Here is a 26,873-nt window from a genome sequence, read left to right as displayed (position 1 = left end):
TCCGGGAATGACTGAAAACCTGCATGTCCATGCCTTCCGTGACGACGCCTTGGGTGACCTCGATGCGACCGGAGTGGCCGCGCGCATCGCGTCCGGCGAGGTGTCGGCGCGAGAGGTGGTCCAGGCCGCGATCGACCGGGCCGAGGCCGTGCAGGGCGTTCTGAACGGGATCCAAACCGAGGACTTCGAGCGGGCGCTCGAGAAGTCCAACGCTCCCCGCCGCGGGGTGTTCTCCGGCGTCCCGACGATCCTCAAGGACAATGTCGATTTCGCGGGTCTCCCCACCGGTCACGGCAGCGCGGCGTTCACGCCCGCCCCGGCACCCCGGAACGACGACTTCGTCGACCAGTTCCTCTCGACGGGCGCGGTGCCGATCGGTAAGAGCCGGCTGCCCGAGTTCGGGTTCAGCGCGTCCACCGAGTATCCGGACGCCGATCCCGTCCGCAATCCCTGGAACCCGGAGTACTCCCCGGGCGCGTCCTCCGGCGGCTCCGCCGCATTGGTCGCCGCCGGGGTGCTGCCGTTCGCCCACGCCAACGATGGTGGGGGCTCCATCAGGATCCCTGCCGCCGCCTGCGGACTCGTGGGACTCAAGCCGACTCGCGGCCGCACGGTGGCCAACTCGCTCGACAAGTCGATGCCGATCCGGATCGTCGGGCAGGGCGTCGTGACCCGGTCGGTGCGCGACAGTGCCCGGTTCTCCGCCGCGGCCGAGAGCTACTACCGCAATCCGAAACTGCCGCCCATCCGACTCGTCGAGGGACCGGGGTCGACGCGCCTTCGGGTCGGGGTGATCGTGGACTCGGTGACCGGGGTGCCCACCGACGACGAGACGCGGAAGGCCATGCAGTCCACCGCCGACCTGCTCGCCGAACTCGGCCACCATGTCGAAGAGGCCACGCTGCCGGTCGGCGAGGAATTCATGCGCGACTTCAAGCTGTACTGGGGCTTCCTGTCGTTTGCGCTCCTCACCGGAGGCAAGCGAATGTTCGGGCCGACGTTCGACGCGGCCAAGACCGACAACCTCAGCCGCGGACTTGACGCCATGTATCGCAAGCACATGATCGAGACACCGCGGATGCTGTACCGGCTGCAGCGCACGGCCCGCATCTACGCGCGGATGTTCCAGAAGTACGACGTCGTGGTGTCCCCTGTTCTCTCACACACCATTCCGAAGCTCGGATACCTTTCCCCCGCACAAGATTTCGAGACGCTGTTCGAGCGGCTCGTGAACTACGTGGCCTTCACCCCGATCAACAACGCGTCGGGCGGTCCCGCGATCTCACTGCCCCTGCACCAGACCTCGACGGGCCTGCCGCTGGGCGCACACTTCTCCGCGAACCACGGTGACGAACGCACACTCCTCGAACTCGCCTACGAGCTCGAGTCCGCCAGGCCCTGGGCGCGGATCCAGGACCCGTCCTGAGCGCTCGAACGAAGTGTCACGGGGTGTCCTGGTCGGCGGCGTCGTCGCCGGCCAGGATCATGTACAGGGCACGACGGGCGTCGGCGAGGATCTTCTCGGCCGCGGCGACCTGAGCCGCCGTGCCAGACATCTGAACCTGACGGGCCGCCCCGTGCAGATCACGCAGCGGCCCACGCAGATCCGGGCCCGATCCCGCGAATGCGAATGGGTCGCCCCAGGATTCGGCGTTCTGCTCGACGTATGCGCGGCCGGACTCGGTGAGCTTGACCAGCTTGCGGCCCCCCTCCGCTGAGGTGTGCACCATGCCTTCGTCCTCCAACTGCTGGAGGGTGGGGTAGATCGCGCCCGCGCTGGGACGCCAGGCCCCGTTGGTGCGGTCGGTGATGGTCTGCATCAGTTGGTAGCCGTACATCGCGTCCTCTTTCAAGAGCAGCAGGACGGCCGCGCGCACGTCGCCTCGGCCTGCGCGACGCGGTCCGCCGCGACCCTGGGGCCCGCCGTGGCCGCGACCGCGACCTCGCCCGCCGCGCCTGCCCGGTCCGCGCGGATCCTCCGCGTCGAACGGGCGGTGATGGTGGCGTCGGCGGCCTGCCCCCTCGCCCCAGGCTCGCAAGGGTGCGTCCGCATCGTCCCGGCCGCGCCGGCGATTCATATTGCTCATCGGTTTCTCCTTCCGTTCTTAACCGACACACTCACGATATATCGTGATCGTATCTTTGAAAACGTGTCGCGCATCACCGCCGGTCACGACGCGTGTCTTCGATGGAACCGAGTGCGGTCCTGATGCGTCTAGTTCGATGAGCGGGGCGCTGTGGAAATCGCGCTGTGGAAATGAGGAGAAGCGTGGGGTTCGTAGGACGATGGGGCGGCGCGGTCGTTGCCGCGGTCAGTGTGTTGGCGCTGGTCGGCTGCGGTTCGGGCGGCGATGGGCAGGCGGAGACGAAGGCGCAGGCCGGGGAGCCAGTGTTCGATCCGTGCAGCGTTCCACAGGATGTACTGCTCGCTATCGGCGTCAACCCGGAGTCGGAAGAGCGCGACATCTTGGGTGTCAAACAGCCGGGCTGGAGCCTTTGCAACTGGAACGATTCCCCCGGCATCTCCTTCTTGGTCACGATCTTCGCCACTGGAAGGCCGCTCGAGGAGATTCTCACGAATGAACGGTTCGTCGACGTCACCCCGGTCGATCTCGCCGGGCGTGAGGCGTTCACGGTTCGGGAGACGTCCGACCGCCGCAACGAGCACTGCGACGTCGTGCTCGCCGCCGGACCGGACACCCTGATGATCCGCACGAGTCTCGCCAAGGGGCTGCCCATGTCGGAAAGCCCCTGCCCGCGAGCGATCGAGAACGCGAAACTCCTCGAACTATCCCTACCCCGCTGACGGAAGGCCGATCATGTGGATAAATCCCTCGTGGAAAGAACTCGGCGAACTGGTCGACGATGGCGAGCTCTACCTCGAGCCGGGCATTGCCGAGAAGTGCGCCGCCCGGTGTGAACAACTGCGAGACGAACTGATAGCACTCCAAGACCGCGCCGGAAGTCTCGCCACCATCGACGGCCTCGGCCACCTACCCTCAGGTATCGCCCTGGCCCACAAGTTCGAACTGAAGGCGTCGGGCGGCGACTACGCCCTCGACCAAGCCCTCGGCGACCACATCGTGGTCGTCGAGCAGATGCAGGCGGTGTTCGAGAAGATCGCTGCGAGGTTCGGCGCCGCCGAGGAGGCGAACGCGCAGGCACTCGGCGGGATCGAATCCGGGCAGTAGACGTTCAGCCCACTCTCCCACCGGGGAACCACGCGTCATCCAGACGCGTCTGATTCGATGAGCCGGGCGCTGTGGAAATGGCGCTGCGGAAATGAGGAGAAGCGTGGGGTTCGTGGGACGTTGGGGCGGCGCGATCGTCGCCGCGGTCAGTGTGCTGGGTCTTGTCGGCTGCGGGTCGGCGAGTGAGGAGCAGGCCGAGACAAAGGCGCAGGCCGGGGAGCCAGTGTTCGATCCGTGCAGCGTCCCGGAGGATGTACTGCTCGCGATCGGCGTCGATCCGGCATCGGAGAGTCGCGACATCTTGGGCGTCAAGCAGCCGGGCTGGAGCCTGTGCCGCTGGAATGAGCCCGACCGTGCCTTCTACTTCACGATCTTCGCCACGGGAATATCACTCGACACGATTCTCACGAATGAACGGTTCATCCACGTCACCCCGATCGATCTCGCTGGGCGCGAGGCGTTCACGGTTCGGGAGACGTCCGACCGCCGCAACGAGCACTGTGACGTAGTGCTCGCCGTTGGCCCGGACACACTGATGGTTCAGACGAGTCTCGGCAGGGGTCTGCCACCGACGGAAAGCCCCTGTCCTCAAGCGATCGAGAACGCGGAACTCCTCGAACCCTCCCTGCCCCGCTGACGAGAGAGGCTCGATCATGTGGATGAATCCTTCGTGGACAGAACTCGGTGAACTGGTCGACGGTGGCGAGCTCTATCTAGAGCCCGGTGTCGCCGAGAAGTGCGCCGCACGCTGTGGACAGTTGCGAGAAGAACTGATGGATCTCCAGCGGTACGCTCAGGGACTCGCCAGAATCGACGGCCTCGGCCACCTTCCCTCTGGCATCGCTCTGGCCCGCAAGTTCGAACAGAAGGCCTCGGGCGGGGACTACGCCCTCGACCAGGCCCTCGGCGACCACATCGCCGTCGTCGAGCAGATGCAGGCAGTGTTCGAGAAGATCGCAGCGAGGTTCGGCGCCGCCGAGGAGGCGAACGCGCAGGCGCTCGGCGGGATCGATGCTGGCCGCTGACACCGCGAAGCAATCCGCACGTATTTGTTGCCGAAGCCCGAGCCCCAGATCTTCCGCCCCCGCGTTATGGTGCAGAACATAGTCGCCGGCCGAGGTCGGCCGAGCCGAGACGAAGGGGAACAGCAGTGGATATCCAGGGAACCGCGGCACTGATCACCGGAGCGGCCTCCGGGTTGGGGGCCGCGACCGCGAAGCGTTTCGTTGACGCCGGTGCCACGGTGTTCGGGCTGGACCTGGCGCCGTCCATCGAGCGGGCCGGCGAGGCGCCCGCGGGCGTGACGTTCATCGCCGGAGACGTCACGAACGAGGACGACGTGCAGGCGGCGCTCGACAAGATCGGCGAGTCGGGGATCCCGTTGCGCGCGGTCGTCAACTGCGCCGGTGTCGGCTGGGCGGGCCGGATCCTGTCGAAGAGCGGCCCCCACCAGCTGGAGCTGTTCCGCACCGTCGTCAACGTAAATCTGATCGGCACGTTCAACGTGATGCGGCTGGCGGCCAACGCCATGCAGCACCTGCCGACGGTCGACGACCACGGTCAGCGCGGCATCATCATCAACACCGCGTCGGTGGCGGCGTTCGAGGGGCAGATCGGCCAGATCGCGTACACCGCGTCCAAGGGCGGCGTGCACGCGATGACGATCACCGCAGCACGCGATCTCGCGCAGGTCGGCATCCGCGTCAACACCATCGCCCCCGGCACCATCGACACCCCGATGCTCGCCGGCGTGACCGACGAGTACCGCGAGAACCTCGAAGCCGGCATCCCGTTCCCGTCCCGCCTGGGCCGCCCGGACGAGTACGCGCAGCTGGCGCAGTTCCTCACCGAGCACGACTACATCAACGGCGAGACCGTCCGCATGGACGGCGCGCTGCGCATGGCGCCGCGGTAGTCACCGACGCACGCCAGGCCCCGGGACGCTCGGTCCCGGGGCCTCGCCGTCTGGGCACGCGGTGCCCCCGAGGTCGGGCGCTAGAGCTCCGACTCGTGCGGGATCTCGTCGACCGCCCGCTCGCTCATCCACTCGCGCAGCACTTTGGTGGCGATGACGTCGTCCTCGTTGTACTCGAGCAGCCGTCGGCGTTGCTCCAGGTCGGGTTCCCCGTCGTAGCCGACGGCCTCGCGGTACCAACTCATCGAGGCCTCCCCGCTGGCCTCGGCGTCGCGCCAGTTGAAGCCGGCGATGGGCGCGATCTTCTTGAGTCCCTTGCCGTTCGGGCACACGAAGTTCTCGTCGACGGCCTGGTAGATGTCCACCCACTGGGGGCTGTCGATGAACTCGCGGACCTCTTCGACGGTGGGCACCCTCTCCACGCCGGCGAAGCGTCGGGCCGAGTCCAGCAGCCACTTGTCCTCCGCTGTACGCGAATAGCAGTACGCGGCAAAGGTTTTTCCGGTAGCTGCTGCGGCGGCGCGCTCGGCCATGAGCCACGTCCAGAACTCGGCGAACGAGCGCGCCTCGTCGACAGTGGGCACCGGATCCCAGCTCACGAAGGGCCGGTACACGGACGTGCCCGCGACGTTGAGCAGCGTCCCCCACAGATAGGCGCCGTGCTCCTGGTAGCTCTCCATGTCGATGTCGACCTCGACGTCGGCGCGGGTCACGGTCACCGTCTCGTTGCGGCGCACCAGCGGCACCCCGGCGAGCCAAGCCTTCGCGTTGACGACGGTGTCGTGGAACGAGTTGTTCGGCCACTCCTCCGGGGCCTCGCCCTCCCACGCGGCGAGCTGGTCGATGGTGCGCACTCCCCGCGCGCGCAGCACTTCGGCGCGCGCCCCGGACGCCACCAGCGACACGTCGCGGGTCTGCTCGAGTTTCTTTCGGCAGCCCTCCCACCACGGGCACGAGCGGCACTCGCTGATCTGCGACGGCACCGTCGCCGCCTCGCCGCGGGCGACGGCGATCCGGTCGGCGAACCGTTCGTCGTAGTCGTCGAGGATCTCGGCCAGGTCGTGGACGAGGACGCAGTCGGCGCCGTAGCCGATCGCACCCCCCTGGAGCGACGGGCTGGCCAGACCGTGCCGCTCGAGCATCCGGTACAGGTGCGCCAACCTCATCTGGTCGCGCAGGTGTGAGCGGACCTTGCGGGTCTCGTCGATCGTCGGCGCCCATTCGAACAGCCCCGACGTGGTCGCTCCGCGGCCCGGATCGGTGACCTTGTGGTTGACGACGATGACGGGGATGTAGCCGCCGAGCTCGGCGTCCCGCAGCAGGATCTCGGCGCCTCCGCGCCGACCTGTGTCACGTTCGGGTGGCAGCGCCGCGCCCCAGATCTTGGTTGCACCGGCCCGGCACGCCTCGAGGGTTGCGTGGGCACGCTGCGGCTCGTCGGGCGCGATCCGCACCCATGCGTCGGGGTCGGCATCCATGAGCCGGATACGCACCGCCTCACGCTGCGCGGCCGCCGCTTCCTGCCGCTGCTTGACCCCGATGTCCTGGGGGGCCGCAGCGAGCTGGTCGGGGTAGGTGGCGTCGAGATGGATCCGGTGTCGGCACCGCGTAAGAGCTCCCGGCTCGAGCAGCACGGGGGCGCCTTCCTGCGGACCGTTGGGGGAACACACGATGTGCAAGATTATGTGCTCACCTAGGGTAAAGCCGAAAGCGGCGATCAGGAACAAGCACAGATAGGCCGTGACGCGGTCCGCGCCTGCACCGAAACACCAGATGGAGGGGCCATTCCAGTGGGGTTGTTCAAGAAACGTACGCGGCGCGCCAGGCGCAAGGCCGAGGCGAAGGCGCTCAAACACAAGGCCAAGCTCGAGGCCAAGCTCGGCGCGAAGAACGACCGCAAGAAGAACCGCGCGGACAGGAAGGCGCAGAAAAAGGTCGACAAGGCCCAGATCGCCACACTCAAGGCACAGGAGAAGGCCGCCATCAAGGCGTCGGAGAAGGGCTTGACGGTCGCGAAGCTGCGCCGCTATCTCGGTGTCGCGCGCCTGCTCGCCCCCATCATCGTGCCGATCGCCTACCGTGGCGCAACGGCTCTGCGCGCCCAGATCGACGCCCAACGTGCCCAACAGATGGGCATCGCGGTCGATCGTCTCGGCGAGTACACCGGTCACGGCGCCAGGCTCAGCGCCCGCATCGCCGGCGCCGAGAAATCCATCGACGAAATCGTCGCCCGTCACCCCGCCGACGCGGAGACCCAGCAGTTCGCATCCGCGATCCGCTCGCGCTTGACCGACCTCGGCACCGCCGTCCGCTCGGCCGAACAGATGTCTCCCGCGCGTCGCAAGCAGGCCCACCACGCCATCTCCGCGGAACTCGACGGCGTCGAGGCCGACATCTTGTCGCGCCTCGGCGTCCGCTAGCGCTCTCCCGATCACAATGCCCACCCGTCGCCCCGAACCCACCGCCGCCCTCCGCGGCGGTGCCGTCGGGGCGACGGCAGCATCTCTGGCCGTGGCCGCCCACGGCTTCGGCGGCGGCACGCTCCCCGCCACAACTTCGCTGACGCTGCTGCTCGCGGTCTGTACCGGGGTCGGCGTCGTCGTCGGGGGTCTACCCGTGCTCACCCGCAGCCGGTGGGCGCTGCTCGCGGCATTGGCCGTCGGGCAGGGCGCGGGGCACCTCGCGCTCACCCTCGCCTCCGATGCCCACGTGCACAGTGGGGCTCCGGAATCCACGATGCTCGCCGCGCACGCTGCGGCCACCGTCGTCTGTGCGGGCCTGATCCTGACCGCGGAACGGCTCTACGGGCCGGTCACCGGTGTCCTGCGCGCTGTCCTTACGCCGCCGACGGTCGGCGTCCAGCCGACGCGGGTCCTCCGGCCGCGTAGGCTCGATCGCGCACCGCGTCTCGCTGTGCTCGCCGTGGGACTCTCCCGGCGCGGACCACCCGTGTGCGCCTGACCAGCGCACCGGTACCTCCGCACAGAAAGACACACGAGGAAGATGAAGAAGACCCCCCTCCGCACGCCTGTCACGGTGATCGGAGCCGTCTCATGAAAGGCCACAGGATCACCAGCCTCCGTGCCGTCGTCGTCGGCTTCGTGGCGATGCTCGCCATGGTGCTCGGTGTCGGCACTGCGTCCGCACACTCGGCGGTCATCGGGAGCAGCCCCGAGAACGGTGCCCAGATCGCGGCCGCTCCCCAACAGGTCAGTCTCCAGTTCAACGAGGCACTCCACCAGAACTTCGCATCGCTCACCGTCGTCGGACCGGACGGCAACCTGTGGTCGAAGGGTGACCCGACGGTCCAGGGCGACACCCTCAGCGTGCCGCTCGACGGTCTCGGACCCGCCGGCGAGTACACGATCGCGTTCCGCGTGACCTCCGCCGACGGCCACCCGATCAGCGGCACCCAGGTGTTCACGCTCACCCAGGAGGGCGTCGGCACGCCGGGTCCGAAGGCCGCCGCGCCGACTGGCAGCTCCGACGAAGTGTCGGACAGCAGCGGGCTGATCTGGGTGTTCGTCGGAATCGGGGTCGTCGTGTTCGGCGGCGGCCTGTGGTTCGCGCTACGCAGGCCGCGCGGCCAGGGCTGACCGTCACCGATGAGAACGGTGCGCTCGGTCGTCTCCGGGCGGACCTGGCTACTGTCCACGATCGTCACCGCGTTGGCCGGGGTGGGCATCGCATGGATGCTCGCCACCCCGGACGGCCCATCCCCCACGAGCGTGGTCCGAGTACTTGCCGTGGGTCTCGGTGCGACGGTGTTCGGGCTCGCCGCCTGGCAGTTTCTGCAACGCGACGAGCGCCGACCCGCCCTTGACCCAAACCTGTTGTGGCAGTCCACCGCGGCGGTGGCGGGCTCGTGGACGGTGGCCGAGGTCGTGCTGGTCGTCGTCGAGGCCGCCGAGGCCGAGGGCCACTCGCGATTCGCGGTTGCGCCGGGCACTGTCATCGATTTCGTGCGCGTGGTCAACACGGGCCGACTCGGTGTCCTCACTGTGGTGTGCGCTGCACTGGTGGCCGTAACCGCGGCGGTCGCGTACCGGCGAAGCCTGCCGTGGCCCGCCGCCCCGGTGCTGGCGCTGTCTGGGCTGGCGCTGATCACCCGACCCGTCAGCGGCCACATGTCGCAGCAGATGCTCGGGGCGCTGCTCGGCGCCGGTCACGTCCTCGCCGCCGCCACATGGTTCGGGATGCTGGCCGCCCTCGCGCTCACCGTCCGTTCACGTGGCGCGTGGGCAACGCTGTTGCCGCGCTATTCGACGATTGCGGGGCGCTGTGTATGGGTGGTAGCGGCGACCGGCGTCGTCAATGCGGCGATCCGGCTGGGCGGCGTGGCCCCGCTCGTCACCACCGGATACGGCCGAGTGGTGCTCGCCAAGATCGTCGCCCTCGCCGCGTTGTTGGCGGCGGGGTGGTGGTTGCGGCGCACCTGGGTGGCCCCGGCGTCGGCGCACCGAACGGGCGCAGACGCGTCGCTGCGTTGGGCGGTCGGTGAATCGGCCGCTATGGCAACCGCACTCGGACTCGCGGCGGCACTCGCAACCACCGCTTGACCCGTCATATCGGTCATATAGGATCGCTCACCGTGACTGCGACAGGGTGGTGGTTCCAGGCCAAGCACGCGCTCGACACCCGCGGCCCGTTCGCGCGACGTCGAGGTCGTACACTCGCCGGGGCGGTGGCCTCCCGCCGTGTCCTGATCACGGGGGCGTCGTCGGGGATCGGGCGCGCGGCCGCCATCGAACTCGGCGCCGCCGGTGCCGTCGTGATCCTCGTTGCCCGCCGCGAAGCCGAACTTCGAGAGGTCGTCGACGCGGTCACGGCCCGCGGGGGGCAGGCATTCGCCTACCCGTGCGACCTGAATGACGCAGAAGCCTCCGAGGCAATGATCGGTAAGGTTCTGGCCGAACACGGCGGCGTCGACATCCTCGTCAACAACGCCGGGCGGTCCATCCGCCGCTCGCTCGCCGACTCGTACGAGCGGGCACACGATTTCGAGCGCACCATGCAGCTCAACTATTTCGCGGCGGTGCGCCTGATGCTGGGGGTGCTCCCGGGGATGCGTGAACGCCGGTTCTGCCAGGTGATCAACGTGCTCTCGGTGGCGAACCTGTTCGGCGGCCCCAGGTACTCGGCGTACGTGGCCTCGAAGGCCGCACTGGACGAAGTCTCCACCTGCTTCCAGGCCGAAACCCTGCACGAGAACATCACATTCACGTCGGTGTACATGCCGCTGGTGCGGACGGCGATGATCGCCCCCAACAAGCAGTACGCCGATGCGCCGGCACTGACATCCGAGCAGGGCGGGCAAGTCATCTGCGACGCGATCGTTCGTCGACCGCGCCGGATGGGCCCGACGTTCGGTCGTCTGGTGCGGCTGACCGACGCCATCAGCACCGAACGAGCCGACGTGGGCCGACACCGGCGGTACAACTCAGGTATCTGAATCCTCGCCCCGCTGGGTGGACTCGCCCTCACCCGGATCGGTCACCTCGTCCTCGCCACGGTCGGTTTCCTCGATCTCGTCCAGCTCGGTGGACTCGTCCACGCCTGGCTCGGTTTCCTCGGTCTCACCCGGCTCAGTGAAATCGTCCTCGTCCGGCACAGTCGACGCGAGCATCCGGTAGGTGCGGTTGCGCATCGACAGGATCACCGCCCCGACCGCCGCGGAAAGGCTCGAACCCACGAGCACCCCGAGCGTCGCATGGGATCCGAACACCGTGCCGGATCCGTAGGCGAGGTCGACAATGAGCAGGGACACGGTGAACCCGATGCCCGCGATTACCGCGATGCCTAACAAATCGACCCGACCCAGCCCCGAATCGAGGCGGCCGGGACCGTAGCGGGCGAACAGCACGGTTGCCCCGAAGACCCCGATCGGCTTTCCGAGCAACAGGCCGAGAACCACGCCCAGCGCTACAGGATCCGACAACGCCGTTCCCAGGCCGGCCAGGCCACCGACAGCGACGCCGGCAGCGACGAATGCGAAGACCGGAGCCGCCAGACCCGCCGATACCGGGCGCAGTAGGTGTTCGTAGCGGGCGCTGAGACTCCTTCCGTGCTGCTCACCGCGGGTCGGTACGACGAGCCCCAGTGCTGCACCGGCCACAGTCGCGTGAATCCCCGAGGAATGGAACAAGATCCACGTGGCGACGGCGATCAGTACCAGCAGCCACCACGGTCGGTAAGCCCTGCGGACGGCCACTGCGAAGATCCCGACGCCCGCGATACCACCCACGAGGGCTCCGTACGAGAGTGCTTCGGAGAAGAACGTCGCGATGATGACGATCGCGAGGAAGTCGTCGACCACCGCGAGTGCCAGCAGGAAGGCCCTCAACTGAGCCGGCAGATGCGAACCGATGACCGCGAGAACCGCGAGCGCAAAGGCGATATCGGTCGGCGCCGGAATGGCCCAGCCTCGTAGATCCCCACCGACCGAGGCCAAGTTCACCGCCGCGTACACCGCCGCCGGCACCAGCATGCCCCCGATCGCCGCGGCCACCGGGACGGCGGCCCGCCGGCGCCCGTGCAACTCCCCCGAGGTGACCTCCTGGGCCAGTTCGAGGCCCGCGACGAAGAAGAAGATCGCCATGAGCCCTTCCTCGGCCCACGAGCTGATTGACAGGTTGAGGTGGAGAGCCGTTGGGCCGAGCTCGAATTGTCCGATCGTGAAGTACGCGGCGGACCAGGGCGAATTGGCCCAGACCAGGGCAACCGCCGCCGCTGCCAACAGCAAGGCCCCACCGACCGTCTCGTCGCGCAGTATCTCCGCGACGCGGGATCGTTCGGTCGGCGATCTCGATGACTGCGGTGCGTTCACTGACGTTCTCCCACCTCAGAATGCCTTGCGACCCCGTCTCGGGAACAGAACACGGCCCTCGGAATCCACGGGACGGGGCCTCGCACCGAACTACTCGAGCCGTACAACCAGGCAGGGAGTGCGCGCCCGGTTGACGGGATTTACGGGACCCGGTTGGCGGGATTACTGTCAGAGTAAGGGCCGGAATCACCGGGTTCGGCCAGGGCATTGACTGACCTCACTGCGGCTGAGCCGAATTGGGTGCTTCCGATACTTGACCGAACAGATCGAACAAGGTCGAGGAGATGATTGCGATGTCGACATCACCGAGCATGTCGATGGAAACCCATCCGGATATTGCCGCCCTTCGCGACAGCTACGACGAACTGGGCGAAGGTCCCGCCCTACAGTTCGCCGGAGGGCTGCTGGTGCTGGCCGGTCTCTACGCTGCGGCGTCGTCGTTCATCGTCGGGTTCAACGGTCAGACGACCCTGATGATGACCAACATGATCGCCGGGCTCGCTGTCGCACTGCTGGCAGTCGGTCACGCCACAACCTACGGGCGGACGCACGGCATCACCTTCGTTGCGCCGCTGCTGGGTGTCTGGTTGATCGTCTCACCCTGGCTGGTGGCCGGTGTGAGCACGAGTGCGGGAATGATCTGGTCCAACGTCGTGGTCGGCGCAGTGGTCGTCGTTCTGTCGGCTCTGGGTTTGGCTATGGCGATGACCCGACGCGGCACCTGATAGCGGTGCCCGGACAACCGAGCCGGCCACCGGTACGAGTAATCCAGGCGGTGGTGGTCGCAGTGCTGTCGATCCTCGTCCTGGGGGTGACCCTCGGCCTCACGGGGTCGCCCTTGATGGCGATCATGTTCGCGGTTTCGTGTGCCATTGCGGCCGCTGCTCTCGTTGTCCTCTGGCAGGTGATTCCACCCACCAGGGGGTGATGGAGCACGTCCCGGGTCTGGTCCACTCCGGTGCCAGTCCGCTGCGGCCGGGCCACTCCACGACCTCCGCGCCCGCCCTTGCCTATTGGCAGGGGCGGGCGCGGAGGTCGTTAAGGGCGCGGGACGTCAGCGCTTCGGCAGGTACTTCATTCCCTTGACGAACGGCGGCAGGATCTTGGCCCAGACCTTCGCCGGAACCCACCGCGGGCCACCGAGATTGAACAGGCGGGTGGTCGCGACGGTCTGTGCCTCGGTGTATTTGAGCAGGCCCTCGGCGCCGTGCCGGCGTCCGACGCCGGACGCGCCCATGCCGCCCATCGGGGCCGCGGTGCTCCCCCAGGTCGGTCCGTAGCCCTCGTCGACATTGACGGTGCCCGCCATGACTCGGGCCGCGATGGCCTCGCCCTCGGCCTTGTTGCCCGCCCACACACTCGCGTTGAGCCCGTACTCGGTGTCGTTGGCGCGCCGGATCGCCTCCTCGACGTTGGCGACGGGGTAGATCGAGACGAGCGGACCGAACGTCTCGTTCCCGTGGCACTCCATCTCCTCGGTGACGCCGGTGAGCACGGTCGGTTCGAAGAACAACGGCCCGAGGTCGGGGCGCGCCTTGCCGCCGGCTACCACGGTGGCGCCCTTGGCGACCGCGTCCTGGATGTGCCCGGACACCGTCTTGACCTGTGCCTCGGACACGAGACTGCCCATCTCGATGCCGAACTCGTAGCCCGGGGCGAGGGAGATGTTCTGCACACGCTCGCCGAACATGCGGATGAACTCGGGGGCGATAGCCTCCTCGACGTAGATGCGCTCGACGGAGATGCACAGCTGGCCGGAGTTGGCAAAGCACGCACGGACCGCCGCGTCGGAAACCTCGCGCAGGTTCACACCCTTGGTCACGATCATCGGGTTCTTGCCGCCCAACTCGGCGGAGAAGCCGATCAACCGGCGCCCGGCCTGCTCGGCTAGCAGACGTCCTGTGGCGGTGGAACCAGTGAACATGAGGTAGTCGGTGTTCTCGACGATCGCCGTGCCGACCACCGAACCGGGGCCCGGCACCACTGCGAACAGATCGCGGGGTAGACCGGCCTGGTACAGCAGTTCGACACACGCGAGCGCGCAGTACGGGGTCTGGCTGTCCGGCTTTAGGACGACGGCGTTGCCGGCGAGCAGCGCTGCGATGGCGTCGGACACCGCGAGCGTCATCGGGTAGTTCCACGGCGAGATGACGCCGACGACACCCTTGGCGTGATGGCGGATGACGGTCTTGGTCGCGACGGGCAGCATGCCCTGAACACGCTTGGGGCGCAGCAGCTTCGGGGCCAGACGTGCATAGTAGCGCGAGGTCAACGAGACATCGAGGACTTCCTCCTGGGCGGACGCCCGCGACTTGCCCGTCTCGGCCTGCGCCATGTCCATCAGGGCGCCACGGCGCTCGAGTACGAGTTCGGCGTAACGCAGGAAGATCTCGGCACGCTCGGCCGGTGACCGCTTCTCCCACGCCTTCTGTGCCACGCGGGCCCGCTCGATCGCGGCGAGCGTGTCGGCCGCGGTGCCGACGGGGACGGTGGCGAGTTCGCGTCCGGTGAAGGCCTCGATGATCGGGCGCGTAGGACGGTCCGCGGCGTCCGGGATCGCGATGAGATCGGCGAGGCGGGCGAAGGTCGCTGCTGACGGAGCAGGCATGGTCGTACCCCTACTGGTAAGTAGATTGCAAGTTACAGACAACCTACCCTTTCCCCGGCATTAGTCACAGGAACCAGGATCCGATCCGCGACCAGTCGGAAACCGGGGCCGACTGGCCATCAGAATTTCGCACTGATGGCACTCAAATTCCGCGAGGGTGGCGTGTGAATTCTTGACCCGATTGAACGGGTGAGCAATACTTTAAACATGTGTTCAGCAAAGGCGGTCTCGCCCGACCACGACCTCAACACCCGGGCTCGAATCCGTGACGCCGCGATCAGAGTGTTCGGAGAACAGGGGTTCGGCGCCGGGATACGCGCCGTCGCGACCGCCGCCGGAGTCTCGCCAGGCCTCGTGAACCACCACTTCGGCTCCAAGAAGGGATTGCGCGCCGCCTGCGACGGCCACGTCCTGGCGGCGATCGCGAGCGAGAAACGGGACATGCTCACAGCGAGTGATCCGGGCCGGATGCTCGCATCCATGAGCGAGATCGAGCAGTACGCACCTCTCGTCGCCTACCTGGTCCGCTCGTTCCAGGCCGGGGGCGAACTCGCAGAGTCGCTGTTCGAAGACATGGTGGCCGGAGTCGAAGAGTACCTGGACGCCGCCGTCGAGGAAGGACGAGTGCGACCGAGCCGCGACCCCACCGGACGTGCGCGGTACCTGGCAATGAACAGCCTCGGCACGACACTGCTGTTCCTGCAGATGCACGCCGATACGAACGGTTCCGTGGACCACGCCCGCGCGCTCCGGCAGTTGAGCGACGAGATCGCGCTTCCCGGCCTCGAGTTGTTCACCGAAGGGCTGTTCACCGATTCGGCGTTGCTCGACGCCTACACAGCCCCACGGCAATCCTCCAAGGAGAAGGAATGACCGCAATCATCGAAGTCGAGAAGCTGGAGAAGTCGTTCGGCTCCACGCGTGCACTCGACGGGCTGGACATGACGGTGCGCGAGGGCGAGGTCCACGGCTTTCTCGGGCCCAACGGCTCCGGCAAGTCCACGACCATCCGGGTGCTGCTCGGGTTGCTCCGCGCGAACGGGGGTACTGCAACTCTGTTCGGGCGCGACGTGTGGCGCGACGCGGTCGACCTGCACCGTGAAGTTGCCTACGTCCCAGGCGACGTCACGCTGTGGCCGTCACTCACCGGTGGGGAGATCATCGACCTGCTGGCGCGGATGCGCGGCGGCTTGGACACCGCCCGTCGAGCCGAGCTCATCGAACGATTCGACCTCGACCCCCACAAGAAGTCCCGCTCGTACTCGAAGGGCAACCGTCAGAAGGTCGCGGTGATCTCTGCGTTCTCGTCGCATGCCCGGCTGCTGCTGCTGGACGAACCCACGTCGGGACTGGATCCGTTGATGGAGAAGGTGTTCCGCGATTGCATCGCGGAGGCCAGTGCGCGGGGTGTGACCGTGCTGCTGTCGAGCCACATCCTCTCGGAGGTCGAAGCTCTGTGCCAAAAGGTCACGATCATCCGGGCCGGCCGAACAGTCGAGAGTGGCTCGATCGCCGCGATGCGTCACCTGAGCCGCACGTCCATCACCGCCGAACTCGACGGTGATCCAGGCGATCTCGGACGAATTCCGGGTGTCGAAGACGTGCGGATCGACGGCCGGACGCTGCACTGCCAGGCCGACGCGGACGCACTCGGCGCCCTGATTCGCACCCTCGGTGACACGGGCGTCCGAAGCCTGGTCAGCACGCCTCCGACACTCGAGGAACTGTTCATGCAGCACTATCAAATCGCGGAAGAGGTGCGGGCATGACCGCCACCGCGACGTCGAGGGCCACCGTTACGGGGGTGACGACGTCGTCGCCTTTCACCGGAACAACGGCGCTGCTGCGCCTCTACCTGCGCCGCGACCGGATGATCTTGCCTGCCTGGGCGATCGTGTTGGGCGTGCTGCCAATGGTGTACGGCAGCTCGATCGCGGGACTGTACCCGACGGAGAGTGCCCGTGCCGCGTTCGCGGCAACGACCGCGGTCGTGAAGTCCCAGATCGCCTTGGTGGGACCAATATTCGGGTCCAGCATCGGCGCGCTGGCGACGTGGCGATCGGGGATCCTGTTCCCGATGCTGGCCATCGCCGTCATCCTGACCGTCATCCGCCACACCCGCACCGAGGAGGAGATGGGGCGCACAGAACTGCTCGAGTCGACGTCGATCGGACGCCGCGCGGGCCTCACCGCGGCGCTTCTCGTCGCAGGCATCGGAACGGTCGTCAGTGCCGCGGCCAGCACTGCGGGCCTCGCCGCGATCGGAACGGGCGCCGCCGGATCGATCGCGTTCGGCGCGGCCATGTTCGGCGCCGGGGTGGTGTTCGCGGGGGTGGCAGCGGTCGCCGCCCAAATCAGCACCGGCGCGCGACTGGCGCGCGGCCTCGCGTTCGCCGTCCTCGCGTTCGCGTTCCTGCTCAGAGCTGTCGGGGACGTCGGATCGGGAACGATGTCGTGGCTGTCACCGATCGGGTGGGCGCAGCAGCTGCGGCCGTTCGCCGACGAACGCTGGTGGGTGCTGTTGCTATCGGCGGTTACCGCCGTCGTCCTCGTCGCCGTCGCCTACCGCCTGCACGACCAGCGCGACCTGGGTGCCGGCCTCATCGCCGGACGCCCCGGTCCCGGCGAAGCGTCGACCTTCTTGTCGGGCCCGATCGGCCTCGCCTGGCGCATGCAGCGCGGACCACTGCTCGCGTGGACGGTGGGACTGGCCGTGTTCGCGGCCATGCTCGGCGCCGCGGCGAGCGGCGTCAGCGACCAGATCGGCAGCAGCGAATTCATCATCTCTGTCCTGGACCGCATGGGTGGGACCAAGGTGATCGAGGATGCGTACCTCGCGATGATTTTCTCCATCTTCGGCCTCGCCGCGGCCGCCTTCTCCATCTCCGCGACATTGCAGTTGCGCGATGAGGAGGAGTCGAGCCGAGCCGAATCCGTTCTCGGCGCGGCGATCGGCCGCCCGCGCTGGGCGAGCAGCCACCTCCTGTTCGCTCTCGCTGGTCCCGCAATCGTCCTCATCGTCGCGGGGCTTGCGGCCGGGATCGCGTACGGCGCGTCCATCGGCGACATCGGCGGACAGATCCCTCCCGTCCTAGCAGCCGCGCTCGTACAACTGCCGGCGGTATGGCTCGTCACGGGGATCACCGTCGCGCTGTTCGGTGCGTTGCCGCGTCTGGCCCCGGGCGCGTGGGTCGTGTTCGCAGCGATGCTCGCTTTGTACATCATCGGGATGGTCGCCGATCTCCCCCAGCTGCTGCTCGACCTCGTGCCGTTCCTGCACTTGCCCCGGCTGCCGGGGGCCGAGTTCCAGGCCGCACCGGTCGTCTGGCTGCTGCTGATCGCGGTGGCGTTGCTGGTCGGCGGTCTCGCCGGGCTGCGCCGCCGCGACCTCCGCTGACCCTCACCGGCCGGCGACGCCCCGCCACCGCCGCCCATGCCCTGAACGGGAATTCACGTCATGCCTTCGCGGCGGAACCGTGACATGAATTCCCGTTCAGGGCATCAGTGGGGTTCATAGACTCGGGTCATGACAGCTTCGCGCGCGTCAGACGAGGTCGTGGACTGGTCCAAGATCGAGGACAGGGCGCCGTCGGTGGCCCAGCTGTTCATCGACCGGGTGGCGGCGACACCCCGATCCGAAGCCTTCAGATACCCCAGCGGCGACGAGTGGGTGAGCGTCTCGTGGGCCGAGGTCGGTGAGCGGGTCCGCACCCTGGCCGCGGGGTTGATCGCGCTCGGCATCGAACCCGAACAGCGCGTCGCTGTCGCATCCAGTACTCGGTACGAGTGGGTGCTCGCGGACCTCGCGGTCATGTGTGCCGGCGCCGCAACGACCACCGTCTACCCCACCACGACGGCAGCCGACGTCGCGTTCATCGTGGCGAACTCGGGTAGCCGGGTCGTCGTGGCCGAGGACGAGAGCCAGCTCGCCAAGCTCCGGGAACACCGCGACGAGATTCCGGACGTGCACCGCGTCGTGCTCATCGACGGCACCGTACCCGACGACGAGTGGGTGATGGGTTTCGACGAGCTCGCGGAGCTAGGCGACCGCACGCTGCGGGAGCGTCCCACCTGCGTCGACGACCGCATTTCCGGGATTTCTCCCGACAGCCTCGCGACACTGATCTACACGTCCGGCACGACGGGACGGCCGAAGGGCGTGCGCCTGCCACACTTGGCGTGGACGTACGAGGCTGCATCGATCGACGCGGTCGGCATCTCCGAGGGCGACGACCTGCAGTACCTGTGGCTGCCGCTGTCGCACGTGTTCGGCAAGGTGCTCCTGACGCTGCCGCTGCAAATCGGATTCCCGACCGCCATCGACGGGCGGGTCGACAAGATCGTCGACAACCTCGCGGTGGTGCGGCCGACCTTCATGGGTGCGGCGCCCCGGATATTCGAGAAGGCGTACGCGCGCATCGTCGCCACGGTCAAATCCGAGGGCGGCGTGAAGAAGAGGATCTTCGACTGGGCCATCGGCGTGGGGCTGGCCGCTTCGAAGGCGCGCCAGGCCGGCAAGCCCCTCTCGAGGATCCAGCAGGCCCAGCTCGCCCTGGCCGACCGGCTCGTGTTCCGGACGATCCGAGATCGGTTCGGCGGCCGGTTGAAGTTCTTCATCTCCGGGTCCGCTCCCCTGGATCGTGATGTGGCGCAATGGTTCGACGCCATCGGTATACCCGTCCTCGAGGGCTACGGGCTGTCCGAGACGAGCGCCGCGTCGTTCGTGAACCGACCGACCGCGTACCGGTTCGGTACCGTCGGCTGGCCCATTCCCGGCACGGACGTCAAGATCGCCGACGACGGCGAAATCCTCCTGCGTGGCCCCGGGATCATGAGTGGCTACCACAAGAACCCGGACGCCACCGCCGAGTCCCTCGAGCCGGACGGCTGGTTCCACACCGGAGACATCGGCACGATCGACGCCGACGGCTACCTGCGGATCACCGACCGCAAGAAGGACATGTTCAAGACCTCCAACGGCAAATACGTGGCCCCGTCGGCGATCGCAGCAACCTTCAAGGGCATCTGTCCGTTCGCAGGGGAGCTCATCGTGCACGGCGAGGGCAAGTCGTATTGCGTCGCCCTCATCAGCCTCGACGGCGAAGCGATCGCCGAGTGGGCGGTAGAGAACGGGATGGGTGAGATGCCCCTGCGCGAGATCGCCGCCGCCGGTCCGACCGTCGCGATGATGAGCGCCTACGTCGACCAACTCAACGCCGGGCTCAACCGCTGGGAACAGATCAAGCGGTTCACGATCCTCGAGCGTGAGCTCACCGTGGAGAACGGCGAGATCACCCCCAGCATGAAGCTCAAGCGCAAGAAGGTTGTCGACAACTTCGCCGACCGCATCACCGAGCTGTACAGCTGACGGCCCTCGCGCTGTTCCTCCTCGTTCCCTGCCCGGACTACGTTTGGCGTCACGGTCGCAGCTGACCGGCACAAGTTACCGATCGGTAAGCTCGGGTGCGACCGGCGAACGAACGAAAGGGCAGTAACCATGAGTGAACCGGTGGCAACCGCCGATCTGGCCGACGAGATCGGTCCGGAAATCCGCAGCTGCGACACCCAGTTCATCCAGTTCGGTGCACGGAGCGTGTTCTCCGGCCCGATCACCACGATCAAGTGCTTCCAGGACAACCTGCTGGTCAAGCAAACCCTGAGCGAACCCGGCAACGGCGGTGTCCTCGTCGTCGACGGCGACGCGAGCGTGCATACGGCCCTCGTTGGCGACATCATCGCCGGCCGTGGTGTCTCGAACGGATGGGCGGGCGTCATCGTCAACGCGGCGGTGCGCGATTCGGCGATCCTGCGCACCCTCGACATCGGCATCAAGGCGCTCGGCACGAACCCCCGCAAGAGCACACAGACCGGTTCCGGCGAGAAGAACGTGCCGGTCTCCTTCGGCGGTGTCACCTTCAACCCGGGCGAGACCGTCTACAGCGACGACGACGGCATAGTCGTCCGTTGACATCGGGGGCCGTCCGATGACCCCGGGAGCCGCCCGCTGACAACGAAGGCTCACACGCGTCGCAGGTGGCCGGCGGTCCAGTCGGCCACCAGCGACAGCAGCTTGTCATCGACCGGTTCGCGCACCAGCTGCCGGTAGGCACGCAGGGACGGCGGGTTCGGATCCCGGCGCAGCAGGTGCGTCAGATCGGGAACCCGGACCGTGTCGACCTCGTCCGGCACCAGGTCGGCGATGGTCGTGAGGTCGTCTGGGTCGACCTGGATATCTTTCCCGCCGGTGATCGCGAGGACGGGTGAATAGTTCTCTCGTAGAAACGGTTTCGGATCGAAGTCGAGGAACTCTCGAAACCAGCGCGCGTTGACCTTGCGGCTGCCGAGTCGTGCGACGTCGCCCTCGCTCCGATACAACTTGTCCAGCGCCTTCATCTGCTTGGTACGCACGTTGATTCGCAACACCCGCAGGATCGCTCGCACTGCGGCCGGCAGGCCCGCGACGGCTTTGCCTGACTGCCACAACAGCACCTCTCGGCCGGTCGCCGCCGGACCTGCGAGCAGCACCACCGCGGCCGGATCCGCGGTCCGGTCCGCGCCCAGCGCGACGGCCTGGCACGCACCCTCGCTGTGTCCGATCACGGCAACCTCGTCCCTCGCGAATCCTCCTGTGGAACGGAGCCATTCGATAGCAGCTGCGGCATCGGCGACGTTGTCGGCGAAGCCCGCGGTCAGAAAGCTGCCGCCCGACGCACCGACCCCACGCTTGTCGTATCGCAACGACGCGACGCCATTGTGGGCCAGGGCGTGCGCGAGCGCCCGACTGACACCGATGGCCATCTTGCGATGATCGCCGTCCCGGTCGATCTCACCGGAGCCGCTCAGGATCAACGCCACCGGCCCGGGGCCTCCGCCGCTCGGCACGGCCAGTGCCCCGACCAACTCGGTGCCGTCGCCCGAGACGAACGACACCTCCTGTTCGGCGAACTCGGGACGGCCCGTCGACAGCGCGTCCCGAACGCGTTGAGCGTCGGCTGTCGCATTCGGGGTACTGACGATCACCTGGTCGAAGTTCGCACCTGCGGCGACGCCGACGGTCCGCACCCGCACGGCCGGCACACCGCGACGGGCGACGACGAACATCCGGGATCCGCGGCCCCGCCAGGTTCCGATTCGGACCCGGCCCGGAAACCCGAGGCCGGGCGCGCGGAATCCGCGCATGTTCGCGAACGCGTCCGCGACGACGTCGACGCAACTGATCTGCTCGAGCGGGATGGTGATGTCGCCGTGCAGGCTCGCGACCTTCTCCCCACGCGAGAGTGCGATCGTCAGTGCGGTCGAGGTGACCGTCAACTTGGCCATGGTGCTCCTCCCTAAGTCCGTTGAGGAGTATCATTCTTACAAATGAGAACGTTGTCAATAATGAGAATGGTTGGTGTTCGATGAGTGTCAGCGCAGATCTTCTGCTCCACCCGATCCGCTTGCGCATCGTGCAGGCGCTGCTCGGTGGACGACAGCTGACGACGGCCGCACTGGCGGCCGAGCTGCCCGACGTCACGTCGGCCACGCTCTACCGTCAGGTCGCGACCCTCACCGATGCCCGCGTGCTCGACGTGGTCGCCATGGAGAAGGTGCGCGGTGCCGTGCGCCGGACCTACGCCCTGCGCTCGGAGGCTGGGCGGATCTCCCCCGAAGAACTAGCCACGATGTCCCCGGACGAACACCGTCAGGCATTCATGGCGTTCCTCGCCGGACTTCTCAGCCCGTTCGACGCCTACCTCTCCCGGCACGATCGCGATTTCACACAGGACGGCGTCGGATACACGCAGACCGCACTCTCGCTGTCGGACAGCGAGTTCGAGCAGTTCCTGGACGAACTGCGGGGCGTGATCGAACGCTGGGGCGAACTCGGCCCCGCCGAAGGGCGGACCCGGCGGCTGTTCTCGACGATCGTGATGCCGACCGAGTAGCTGTCGTCCGCCGCGCCCGCTGGGTCAGGCGTTCAGGACGAGTTGCAGTAGTTCGCGCAGGGACTGGCGTTGCTCGGTGGCGAGTCGGGCCAGCGGGGCCGCGGCGAAGGGCATACGAGCGCGGAGGTCAGCCGCGACGGCGAGCCCGGCCGGGGTGGCGGCGACGAGTTTGATGCGGCGGTCGCCCGAGGCGGGGCGGCGCTCGACCAGGCCGCGTGACTCCAATCGATCGATGATGGTGGTGACGTTGGAGGGTTCCGCGTGCAGGCGGTTAGCGATGTGGCGCATCGGGACCGGTGCTTCTGCGGCGAGTAGTGCCTTGACCTGCAATGGGGTTAGGTCATGTACGGCGGCGGCGGTTTCTGACTCCTGCGCGTAGCGGCGGTTGATTGCGGCGAACAGGCCCACGACATCGTCGACTGGATCATCCGAACTGCTTTCCATGGGGTCCATGCCTACCAAGATGCTTGACAGAACGGAATTTTACAAAACATAGTTATGGTGCATAATAGCTATGAACGATAAGCAATGAAGGGTTGAGAAGATGAGCAGCAAGACCGTCCTGATCACCGGCACCTCCTCCGGAATCGGCCTGGCCACCGCCGTCGCCGCCGCGCAGAGCGGCTGGCATGTGGTGGCCACCATGCGCGACACCACCAAGGCGACCGCGTTGCTGGCGGCAGCCGAGCAGGCTGGGGTGTCCGTCGATGTGAGGGCCTTGGATGTGACTGACCCGGCTTCGGTCGCGGAGTGCCTGGCCGGGCTGGATCGTCTCGACGCGCTGGTGAACAACGCCGGTGCGGGTCACCTCGGCACGCTCGAGCAGGAGAGTTTAGACGACGTGCGCGCCGTGATGGAGGTCAACTTCTTCGGTGTCCTTACCGTCACCAAGGCGGCACTGCCACTGCTGCGCGTGAGTAAGGGGCGGGTGGTGACCGTCACCAGCGTCGGCGGTGTGGTGGGGCAGCCGTTCAATGAGGCCTACTGCGCGGCCAAGTTCGCGGTCGAGGGGTTCATGGAGTCGCTGGCGCCGGTCGCGGCGACCGTCGGTGTGGCGATCAGCGTGGTCGAGCCGGGTGCGGTGGCCAGCGAATTCGTCAGCAATGTCGGTGTCATCGATGCCGTGATCGAGCAGGCCGGACCGTACGCGCCCGCACTCACCGCCTACCTGGCCCACACCAGCGGTGTCTTCGCCAACGCCCAAACTCCACAGGACGTGGCCGGCCAGTTGGTCGAGGTGCTGGCGGCAGAGCGGCCCGCCTTCCGAGTGCTGACCTCCGACGCTGCACGTGCTTTCGCCGGAGTGAAGCTCGCGGACCTCGACGGTGCGGTGGTGCAGGGGCTGACCGGCTCATGGATCGCCTAGCTGTAATTCCTGGGGACGTTGTGAACGCCGACACGTTCGATGGGTGACTTGCCGCCGATCCCGGTGTGGGGTCGGTGGCGATTGTAGTGATGGATCCAGGCTTGGTATGTCGATGAACGTGCCTCGTCGCTGCGGTAGGTGTCGGCATACGCCCACTCGGCGGCGAGGGTGCGATTGAAACGCTCCACCTTCCCGTTGGTCTGCGGTCGGTACGGGCGGGTCCGCTTGTGCGCGACGTCGGCCCGAGTGCGGCAGCGAATGCGTGTGAGCGGTAACAGGATCCATTGTCGGTCAACACCAGGGTGACAGTGATGTGGTGGGCGGCGAAGAAGGCTTTCGCCCGGGTCCAGAAGCCGGCCGCGGTCTCCTTCGTCTCGTCACCAAGGATTTCCGAGTAGGCGAGCCGGGAATGGTCGTCGATCGCGTGGTGCAGGGACACGTACCCCCTGCCGGAGCGGTTCTTGCGTCCTGCTGCGCGGCCGAGTTTACGGTGACCGCCGCCGTGAGGGATCCGGCCGAGTTTCTTGATGTCCACGTGGACCAGATCTCCGGGCTCGGCGTGCTCGTAGCGTCGAGCGGGCTCCCGGCGCACGGGCAGGCCGGTGGCCTGATCGAGGTGAGCGAGCCGGGGCATCCGGTACCGGCGCAGCACGGCCTCGACGGTGGAACGGGCCAGGTGCAGGTGGTACGCGATCCGGTGTGGCCCCCACCTGCGAGTGAACCGCAGCCCGACGATCCGGCGCTCGGTACGGGTCGGTGTCCGGTGTGGACACCGGTGTGGGCGTGAAGATCGATCCCGCATCGACCGGTCGCCGGCACGGTAGCGGTCCACCCATTTCGTCGCCGTCGCCTTCGAGCACTGGAACCGTTCGGATACCCGCGCCACCGACCAGCCGTCGATGACGACGAGTTCGGCGAGGGTCAATCGTCCACGAGGAGTCAGGAAGGCATTAGCGTGTGTCATCGAGGACCTCCGATTTGTCGGCGTGTGTGTGGTAACCACACCGATACCGGAGGTCCTCACCTACTCCGCCACGCCACGCCGTTCACAACCTGCCTGGGAACTACAACTAGCGCACGTCCCGGTAGCCGGTGACGATCCGCGTCACGACACCGTCACCGACAGCGAGTGCCATCCCGTGGCACCGTCGGGGACGGGCCCTGTCTGCACCTCGGTCTGGGTCACGCCGTCGAGGTCGGTGGCACGCACCTGGAGAGTATGAGCGCCGGGAGTCGCCTCCCACTGCCACGTCCACTGCCGCCACGTGTCGACGGTGTACTGCGGGGCCAAGGTCGCGGTCTGCCACGGGCCGCCGTCGACCCGGACCTCGACCTTTTCGATGCCGCGGTGCTGCGCCCATGCCGTCCCGGCGACGAGAACCGGACCGGCGTCGAGTCTCGCGAACGCGGCGGGCACGTCGATCCGCGACGCGGTCTTGATCGGCCCCCGCTCGGCCCAGCCGCGTCGCGTCCAGTACGCCTGGGCCTGGTCGAATCGGGTCAGCTCCCAGTCGACGACCCACTTGGTCGCCGAGACGTACCCGTACAGACCGGGAACCACCTGCCGGACCGGGTAGCCGTGGTCGAAGGGCAGCGGCCTACCGTTCATAGCGACGGCCAGTATCGCGTCCCGACCGTCACGGAGGACCTCGATGGGCGTGCCGGCGGTGAAGCCGTCGTGGCTACCCGACAGGAGCATGTCCGCGTCGGGAGGCACACCCACCTCGTCGAGCAGGTCCTTGATGGGATAGCCGATCCAGGTCGCGTTGCCGGCCAGGTCGCCGCCGACCTCGTTGGAGACGCAGGTGAGGGTGATCGTTCGTTCGATCGGGGTGCGGGACATCAGGTCGTCCCAGGTGAGCGTGATCTCGCGGTCCACCATGCCGTGGATCCGCAACCGCCAGTCGTCGGTGGTCAGCATGGGGACCTGCAGCGCGGTATCGATGCGGTAGAAGTCGTCGTTCGCGGTCAGGAAGGGCGTCGCGCCGGGGACCGCGATGTCGGTACCGGCCGCGATCGCGGGTGCCGAGTCCGCCGCGGCCACGGTGGGCACGGTAAAGGCGCTGCGATTGCGCACCGCACCGGCAACCCTCTCCGCGAGCTGACGTCCCACAACGCCCGCCGCGGCGGCGACCGCCGCCGTGGTCGCGGCCAGCCCGAGGAAGGTTCTGCGGGAGATGCCGCTATGCTCGCGCGGGTCGCCGGTCTCCGGCTCCCATAGCTGCGCGGTGAGTAGGCGGAGAGCCAGCACCCCCGCGAGGACACCGACGATCGTCGGGACGGCGTACGTGGCCGTGGCATCGGGACGATTCACCGCCGCGTACACCCCGATCGCGCCGAGTCCGACGAGAATGGCGCTGCCGTAAGGCCGCCTACGTTGTTCGACGATGCCGGCGATCGCCGCGAACACGACGATGAGGATGCTCATGCCGATGAAGAGGGCGGGTTTGTCGTTCGTGCCGAACGTGCTGATGGCGAATTCACGCGCCCACGCCGGGCTCCGGTCAACGGTGGTGCCGCCAACCGCGAAGAACGGCGAGGACGCGCCGCCAACCGGCACCGACATCAGTTCCCCCACACCCAGCACCAGGGCCGCCGCCAGCACCCCCGACGCGGCTCGCGCCGCCAGGTGCCTGCCGCGCCATCCCGCCCGAGGGTTCGCGAATTGCTCAGTCGTCACGTTCCGCCCATTCCTTCCGAAGTCCTACTCCTTCAAGGCACTCGAAAGATTCGGCGCAGTGCGGCGATCGGATGGGTCCGTGGCCAAAACCCGGATGACACCGAACGCCGGATATGGACATACGGAAACTACGAGGTCGGGGCCGCGACCCGCGCGGACATGCCGCCGATCTCGACGAGGTCGCCGCCGTGCAGCTGCCGACCGCGTCGAGTCTCTACTTCACCGTTGACGCTGACCAGACCGTCAGCGATGACGCCCTTGGCCTCGGCTCCCGACTCGATGAGATTCGCGAGCTTGAGGAACTGACCCAGGCGGATCGACTCGTCACGGATCGGGACCTGGTCCACAGCGTCAGACAT

The 26,873-nt window shown here is 67.4% G+C and carries 27 protein-coding genes and 1 pseudogene; 19 read left to right on the top strand and 9 right to left on the bottom strand.

Annotated elements, in window-relative coordinates; all coding sequences use genetic code 11:
* Window positions 1-7 precede the first annotated feature (7 nt).
* A complete protein-coding gene (locus tag EGT50_RS11850) occupies window positions 8-1,426 on the top strand; it encodes an amidase (protein ID WP_127954748.1) in 1,419 nt (472 codons plus the stop codon).
* 16 nt (window positions 1,427-1,442) lie between these two features.
* On the opposite strand, the gene EGT50_RS11845 is transcribed toward EGT50_RS11850, so the two are convergent.
* Window positions 1,443-2,087, bottom strand: coding sequence for a PadR family transcriptional regulator (locus EGT50_RS11845; protein ID WP_127954746.1), 645 nt, complete (start codon window positions 2,085-2,087; stop codon window positions 1,443-1,445).
* Between the two features lie 182 nt (window positions 2,088-2,269).
* On the opposite strand from EGT50_RS11845, the gene EGT50_RS11840 reads away from it, so the two are divergent.
* The 5 genes from EGT50_RS11840 (at window position 2,270) to EGT50_RS11820 (ending at window position 5,106) form a co-directional block, all read left to right on the top strand.
* The gene (locus EGT50_RS11840; protein WP_235870715.1) at window positions 2,270-2,806 is read left to right on the top strand and encodes a DUF3558 domain-containing protein; all 537 of its coding nucleotides are present in this window, start codon (window positions 2,270-2,272) and stop codon (window positions 2,804-2,806) included.
* Window positions 2,807-2,819: 13 nt separating this feature from the next.
* On the top strand, window positions 2,820-3,191 hold the full coding sequence (locus EGT50_RS11835; protein WP_127954742.1) for a hypothetical protein: 372 nt from the start codon (window positions 2,820-2,822) through the stop codon (window positions 3,189-3,191).
* A gap of 103 nt (window positions 3,192-3,294) precedes the next feature.
* Window positions 3,295-3,828 (top strand): DUF3558 domain-containing protein, encoded by a 534-nt coding sequence (locus EGT50_RS11830; protein ID WP_235870714.1) that lies wholly within the window; start codon window positions 3,295-3,297, stop codon window positions 3,826-3,828.
* A 16-nt stretch (window positions 3,829-3,844) separates the two neighbouring features.
* The gene (locus tag EGT50_RS11825) at window positions 3,845-4,216 is read left to right on the top strand and encodes a hypothetical protein (RefSeq protein ID WP_127954739.1); all 372 of its coding nucleotides are present in this window, start codon (window positions 3,845-3,847) and stop codon (window positions 4,214-4,216) included.
* A 125-nt stretch (window positions 4,217-4,341) separates the two neighbouring features.
* Window positions 4,342-5,106: an SDR family NAD(P)-dependent oxidoreductase gene (locus EGT50_RS11820; RefSeq protein WP_127954737.1), complete on the top strand. Its 765-nt coding sequence runs from the start codon at window positions 4,342-4,344 to the stop codon at window positions 5,104-5,106.
* A gap of 80 nt (window positions 5,107-5,186) precedes the next feature.
* On the opposite strand, the gene EGT50_RS11815 is transcribed toward EGT50_RS11820, so the two are convergent.
* A complete protein-coding gene (locus EGT50_RS11815) occupies window positions 5,187-6,776 on the bottom strand; it encodes a TM0106 family RecB-like putative nuclease (protein WP_408014634.1) in 1,590 nt (529 codons plus the stop codon).
* Window positions 6,777-6,896: 120 nt separating this feature from the next.
* On the opposite strand from EGT50_RS11815, the gene EGT50_RS11810 reads away from it, so the two are divergent.
* The 5 genes from EGT50_RS11810 (at window position 6,897) to EGT50_RS11790 (ending at window position 10,558) form a co-directional block, all read left to right on the top strand.
* Complete coding sequence (locus EGT50_RS11810; RefSeq protein ID WP_127954735.1) at window positions 6,897-7,526, top strand: DUF6474 family protein; 630 nt, start codon at window positions 6,897-6,899, stop codon at window positions 7,524-7,526.
* Between the two features lie 16 nt (window positions 7,527-7,542).
* On the top strand, window positions 7,543-8,067 hold the full coding sequence (locus tag EGT50_RS11805; protein ID WP_127954733.1) for a hypothetical protein: 525 nt from the start codon (window positions 7,543-7,545) through the stop codon (window positions 8,065-8,067).
* Window positions 8,068-8,159: 92 nt separating this feature from the next.
* Window positions 8,160-8,702 (top strand): copper resistance CopC family protein, encoded by a 543-nt coding sequence (locus EGT50_RS11800; RefSeq protein WP_235870713.1) that lies wholly within the window; start codon window positions 8,160-8,162, stop codon window positions 8,700-8,702.
* A 9-nt stretch (window positions 8,703-8,711) separates the two neighbouring features.
* Window positions 8,712-9,665: a CopD family protein gene (locus EGT50_RS11795; protein WP_127954731.1), complete on the top strand. Its 954-nt coding sequence runs from the start codon at window positions 8,712-8,714 to the stop codon at window positions 9,663-9,665.
* A 32-nt stretch (window positions 9,666-9,697) separates the two neighbouring features.
* Window positions 9,698-10,558, top strand: a complete 861-nt coding sequence (locus tag EGT50_RS11790) for an SDR family NAD(P)-dependent oxidoreductase (RefSeq protein ID WP_127954728.1) — start codon at window positions 9,698-9,700, stop codon at window positions 10,556-10,558.
* On the opposite strand, the gene nhaA is transcribed toward EGT50_RS11790, so the two are convergent.
* Window positions 10,547-11,932 (bottom strand): Na+/H+ antiporter NhaA, encoded by a 1,386-nt coding sequence (gene nhaA / locus EGT50_RS11785; RefSeq protein WP_127954726.1) that lies wholly within the window; start codon window positions 11,930-11,932, stop codon window positions 10,547-10,549. The two genes, EGT50_RS11790 and nhaA, sit on opposite strands and share 12 nt — an antisense overlap.
* A 293-nt stretch (window positions 11,933-12,225) precedes the next feature.
* Here nhaA and EGT50_RS11780 point away from each other — a divergent pair, with 293 nt between their 5' ends.
* On the top strand, window positions 12,226-12,657 hold the full coding sequence (locus EGT50_RS11780) for an SPW repeat protein (RefSeq protein ID WP_127954724.1): 432 nt from the start codon (window positions 12,226-12,228) through the stop codon (window positions 12,655-12,657).
* 329 nt (window positions 12,658-12,986) lie between these two features.
* On the opposite strand, the gene EGT50_RS11775 is transcribed toward EGT50_RS11780, so the two are convergent.
* Window positions 12,987-14,540, bottom strand: coding sequence for a succinic semialdehyde dehydrogenase (locus EGT50_RS11775; protein WP_127954722.1), 1,554 nt, complete (start codon window positions 14,538-14,540; stop codon window positions 12,987-12,989).
* Between the two features lie 207 nt (window positions 14,541-14,747).
* On the opposite strand from EGT50_RS11775, the gene EGT50_RS11770 reads away from it, so the two are divergent.
* The 5 genes from EGT50_RS11770 to rraA all read left to right on the top strand — a co-directional run bounded on the left by EGT50_RS11770 (window position 14,748) and on the right by rraA (window position 20,508).
* Window positions 14,748-15,413: a TetR/AcrR family transcriptional regulator gene (locus EGT50_RS11770; RefSeq protein ID WP_127954720.1), complete on the top strand. Its 666-nt coding sequence runs from the start codon at window positions 14,748-14,750 to the stop codon at window positions 15,411-15,413.
* Window positions 15,410-16,309 (top strand): ABC transporter ATP-binding protein, encoded by a 900-nt coding sequence (locus EGT50_RS11765; RefSeq protein ID WP_127954718.1) that lies wholly within the window; start codon window positions 15,410-15,412, stop codon window positions 16,307-16,309. The genes EGT50_RS11770 and EGT50_RS11765 overlap by 4 nt, the downstream gene beginning before the upstream one ends.
* Complete coding sequence (locus EGT50_RS11760) at window positions 16,306-17,937, top strand: ABC transporter permease (protein ID WP_127954716.1); 1,632 nt, start codon at window positions 16,306-16,308, stop codon at window positions 17,935-17,937. The genes EGT50_RS11765 and EGT50_RS11760 overlap by 4 nt, the downstream gene beginning before the upstream one ends.
* 129 nt (window positions 17,938-18,066) lie before the next feature.
* On the top strand, window positions 18,067-19,908 hold the full coding sequence (locus EGT50_RS11755; protein WP_127954714.1) for an AMP-dependent synthetase/ligase: 1,842 nt from the start codon (window positions 18,067-18,069) through the stop codon (window positions 19,906-19,908).
* 129 nt (window positions 19,909-20,037) lie between these two features.
* Complete coding sequence (gene rraA, locus EGT50_RS11750) at window positions 20,038-20,508, top strand: ribonuclease E activity regulator RraA (protein WP_127954712.1); 471 nt, start codon at window positions 20,038-20,040, stop codon at window positions 20,506-20,508.
* 50 nt (window positions 20,509-20,558) lie between these two features.
* On the opposite strand, the gene EGT50_RS11745 is transcribed toward rraA, so the two are convergent.
* Window positions 20,559-21,860: an alpha/beta hydrolase gene (locus tag EGT50_RS11745; RefSeq protein WP_127954710.1), complete on the bottom strand. Its 1,302-nt coding sequence runs from the start codon at window positions 21,858-21,860 to the stop codon at window positions 20,559-20,561.
* A gap of 80 nt (window positions 21,861-21,940) precedes the next feature.
* On the opposite strand from EGT50_RS11745, the gene EGT50_RS11740 reads away from it, so the two are divergent.
* Window positions 21,941-22,468 carry a helix-turn-helix domain-containing protein gene (locus tag EGT50_RS11740; protein ID WP_127954707.1) on the top strand — a complete coding sequence of 176 codons (528 nt, stop codon included), beginning with the start codon at window positions 21,941-21,943 and terminating at the stop codon, window positions 22,466-22,468.
* A gap of 24 nt (window positions 22,469-22,492) precedes the next feature.
* Here the strand turns inward: EGT50_RS11740 and EGT50_RS11735 are convergent, their stop codons facing one another.
* Window positions 22,493-22,912, bottom strand: coding sequence for a MarR family winged helix-turn-helix transcriptional regulator (locus EGT50_RS11735; protein WP_127954705.1), 420 nt, complete (start codon window positions 22,910-22,912; stop codon window positions 22,493-22,495).
* A gap of 100 nt (window positions 22,913-23,012) precedes the next feature.
* Here EGT50_RS11735 and EGT50_RS11730 point away from each other — a divergent pair, with 100 nt between their 5' ends.
* Window positions 23,013-23,834, top strand: coding sequence for an SDR family NAD(P)-dependent oxidoreductase (locus EGT50_RS11730; protein ID WP_127954703.1), 822 nt, complete (start codon window positions 23,013-23,015; stop codon window positions 23,832-23,834).
* Here EGT50_RS11730 and EGT50_RS11725 read toward each other — a convergent pair.
* The 3 genes and pseudogenes from EGT50_RS11725 to EGT50_RS11715 form a co-directional block, all read right to left on the bottom strand.
* Window positions 23,831-24,798 (bottom strand): annotated as a pseudogene (locus EGT50_RS11725) (IS481 family transposase). The gene EGT50_RS11730 and the pseudogene EGT50_RS11725 sit on opposite strands and share 4 nt — an antisense overlap.
* A gap of 141 nt (window positions 24,799-24,939) precedes the next feature.
* On the bottom strand, window positions 24,940-26,514 hold the full coding sequence (locus EGT50_RS11720) for a molybdopterin-dependent oxidoreductase (protein ID WP_235870712.1): 1,575 nt from the start codon (window positions 26,512-26,514) through the stop codon (window positions 24,940-24,942).
* 128 nt (window positions 26,515-26,642) lie between these two features.
* Window positions 26,643-26,873, bottom strand: a complete 231-nt coding sequence (locus tag EGT50_RS11715; protein WP_127954700.1) for an RNA-binding S4 domain-containing protein — start codon at window positions 26,871-26,873, stop codon at window positions 26,643-26,645.

It is taken from the genome of Rhodococcus xishaensis (assembly GCF_004011825.1).
Taxonomy (GTDB): domain Bacteria; phylum Actinomycetota; class Actinomycetes; order Mycobacteriales; family Mycobacteriaceae; genus Prescottella; species Prescottella xishaensis.
This window is presented reverse-complemented; position numbering and strand designations above follow the sequence as displayed.

What these genes read in the sequence shown, in the direction of transcription:
- EGT50_RS11850 (WP_127954748.1), top strand. Translation starts at nt 8, where the DNA reads ATGACTGAAAACCTGCATGTCCATGCCTTCCGTGACGACGCCTTGGGT.
- EGT50_RS11845 (WP_127954746.1), bottom strand. Translation starts at nt 2,087, where the DNA reads ATGAGCAATATGAATCGCCGGCGCGGCCGGGACGATGCGGACGCACCC.
- EGT50_RS11835 (WP_127954742.1), top strand. Translation starts at nt 2,820, where the DNA reads ATGTGGATAAATCCCTCGTGGAAAGAACTCGGCGAACTGGTCGACGAT.
- EGT50_RS11825 (WP_127954739.1), top strand. Translation starts at nt 3,845, where the DNA reads ATGTGGATGAATCCTTCGTGGACAGAACTCGGTGAACTGGTCGACGGT.
- EGT50_RS11805 (WP_127954733.1), top strand. Translation starts at nt 7,543, where the DNA reads ATGCCCACCCGTCGCCCCGAACCCACCGCCGCCCTCCGCGGCGGTGCC.
- EGT50_RS11800 (WP_235870713.1), top strand. Translation starts at nt 8,160, where the DNA reads ATGAAAGGCCACAGGATCACCAGCCTCCGTGCCGTCGTCGTCGGCTTC.
- EGT50_RS11795 (WP_127954731.1), top strand. Translation starts at nt 8,712, where the DNA reads ATGAGAACGGTGCGCTCGGTCGTCTCCGGGCGGACCTGGCTACTGTCC.
- EGT50_RS11780 (WP_127954724.1), top strand. Translation starts at nt 12,226, where the DNA reads ATGTCGACATCACCGAGCATGTCGATGGAAACCCATCCGGATATTGCC.
- EGT50_RS11775 (WP_127954722.1), bottom strand. Translation starts at nt 14,540, where the DNA reads ATGCCTGCTCCGTCAGCAGCGACCTTCGCCCGCCTCGCCGATCTCATC.
- EGT50_RS11770 (WP_127954720.1), top strand. Translation starts at nt 14,748, where the DNA reads ATGTGTTCAGCAAAGGCGGTCTCGCCCGACCACGACCTCAACACCCGG.
- EGT50_RS11765 (WP_127954718.1), top strand. Translation starts at nt 15,410, where the DNA reads ATGACCGCAATCATCGAAGTCGAGAAGCTGGAGAAGTCGTTCGGCTCC.
- EGT50_RS11760 (WP_127954716.1), top strand. Translation starts at nt 16,306, where the DNA reads ATGACCGCCACCGCGACGTCGAGGGCCACCGTTACGGGGGTGACGACG.
- EGT50_RS11755 (WP_127954714.1), top strand. Translation starts at nt 18,067, where the DNA reads ATGACAGCTTCGCGCGCGTCAGACGAGGTCGTGGACTGGTCCAAGATC.
- rraA (WP_127954712.1), top strand. Translation starts at nt 20,038, where the DNA reads ATGAGTGAACCGGTGGCAACCGCCGATCTGGCCGACGAGATCGGTCCG.
- EGT50_RS11745 (WP_127954710.1), bottom strand. Translation starts at nt 21,860, where the DNA reads ATGGCCAAGTTGACGGTCACCTCGACCGCACTGACGATCGCACTCTCG.
- EGT50_RS11740 (WP_127954707.1), top strand. Translation starts at nt 21,941, where the DNA reads ATGAGTGTCAGCGCAGATCTTCTGCTCCACCCGATCCGCTTGCGCATC.
- EGT50_RS11735 (WP_127954705.1), bottom strand. Translation starts at nt 22,912, where the DNA reads ATGGAAAGCAGTTCGGATGATCCAGTCGACGATGTCGTGGGCCTGTTC.
- EGT50_RS11730 (WP_127954703.1), top strand. Translation starts at nt 23,013, where the DNA reads ATGAGCAGCAAGACCGTCCTGATCACCGGCACCTCCTCCGGAATCGGC.
- EGT50_RS11715 (WP_127954700.1), bottom strand. Translation starts at nt 26,873, where the DNA reads ATGTCTGACGCTGTGGACCAGGTCCCGATCCGTGACGAGTCGATCCGC.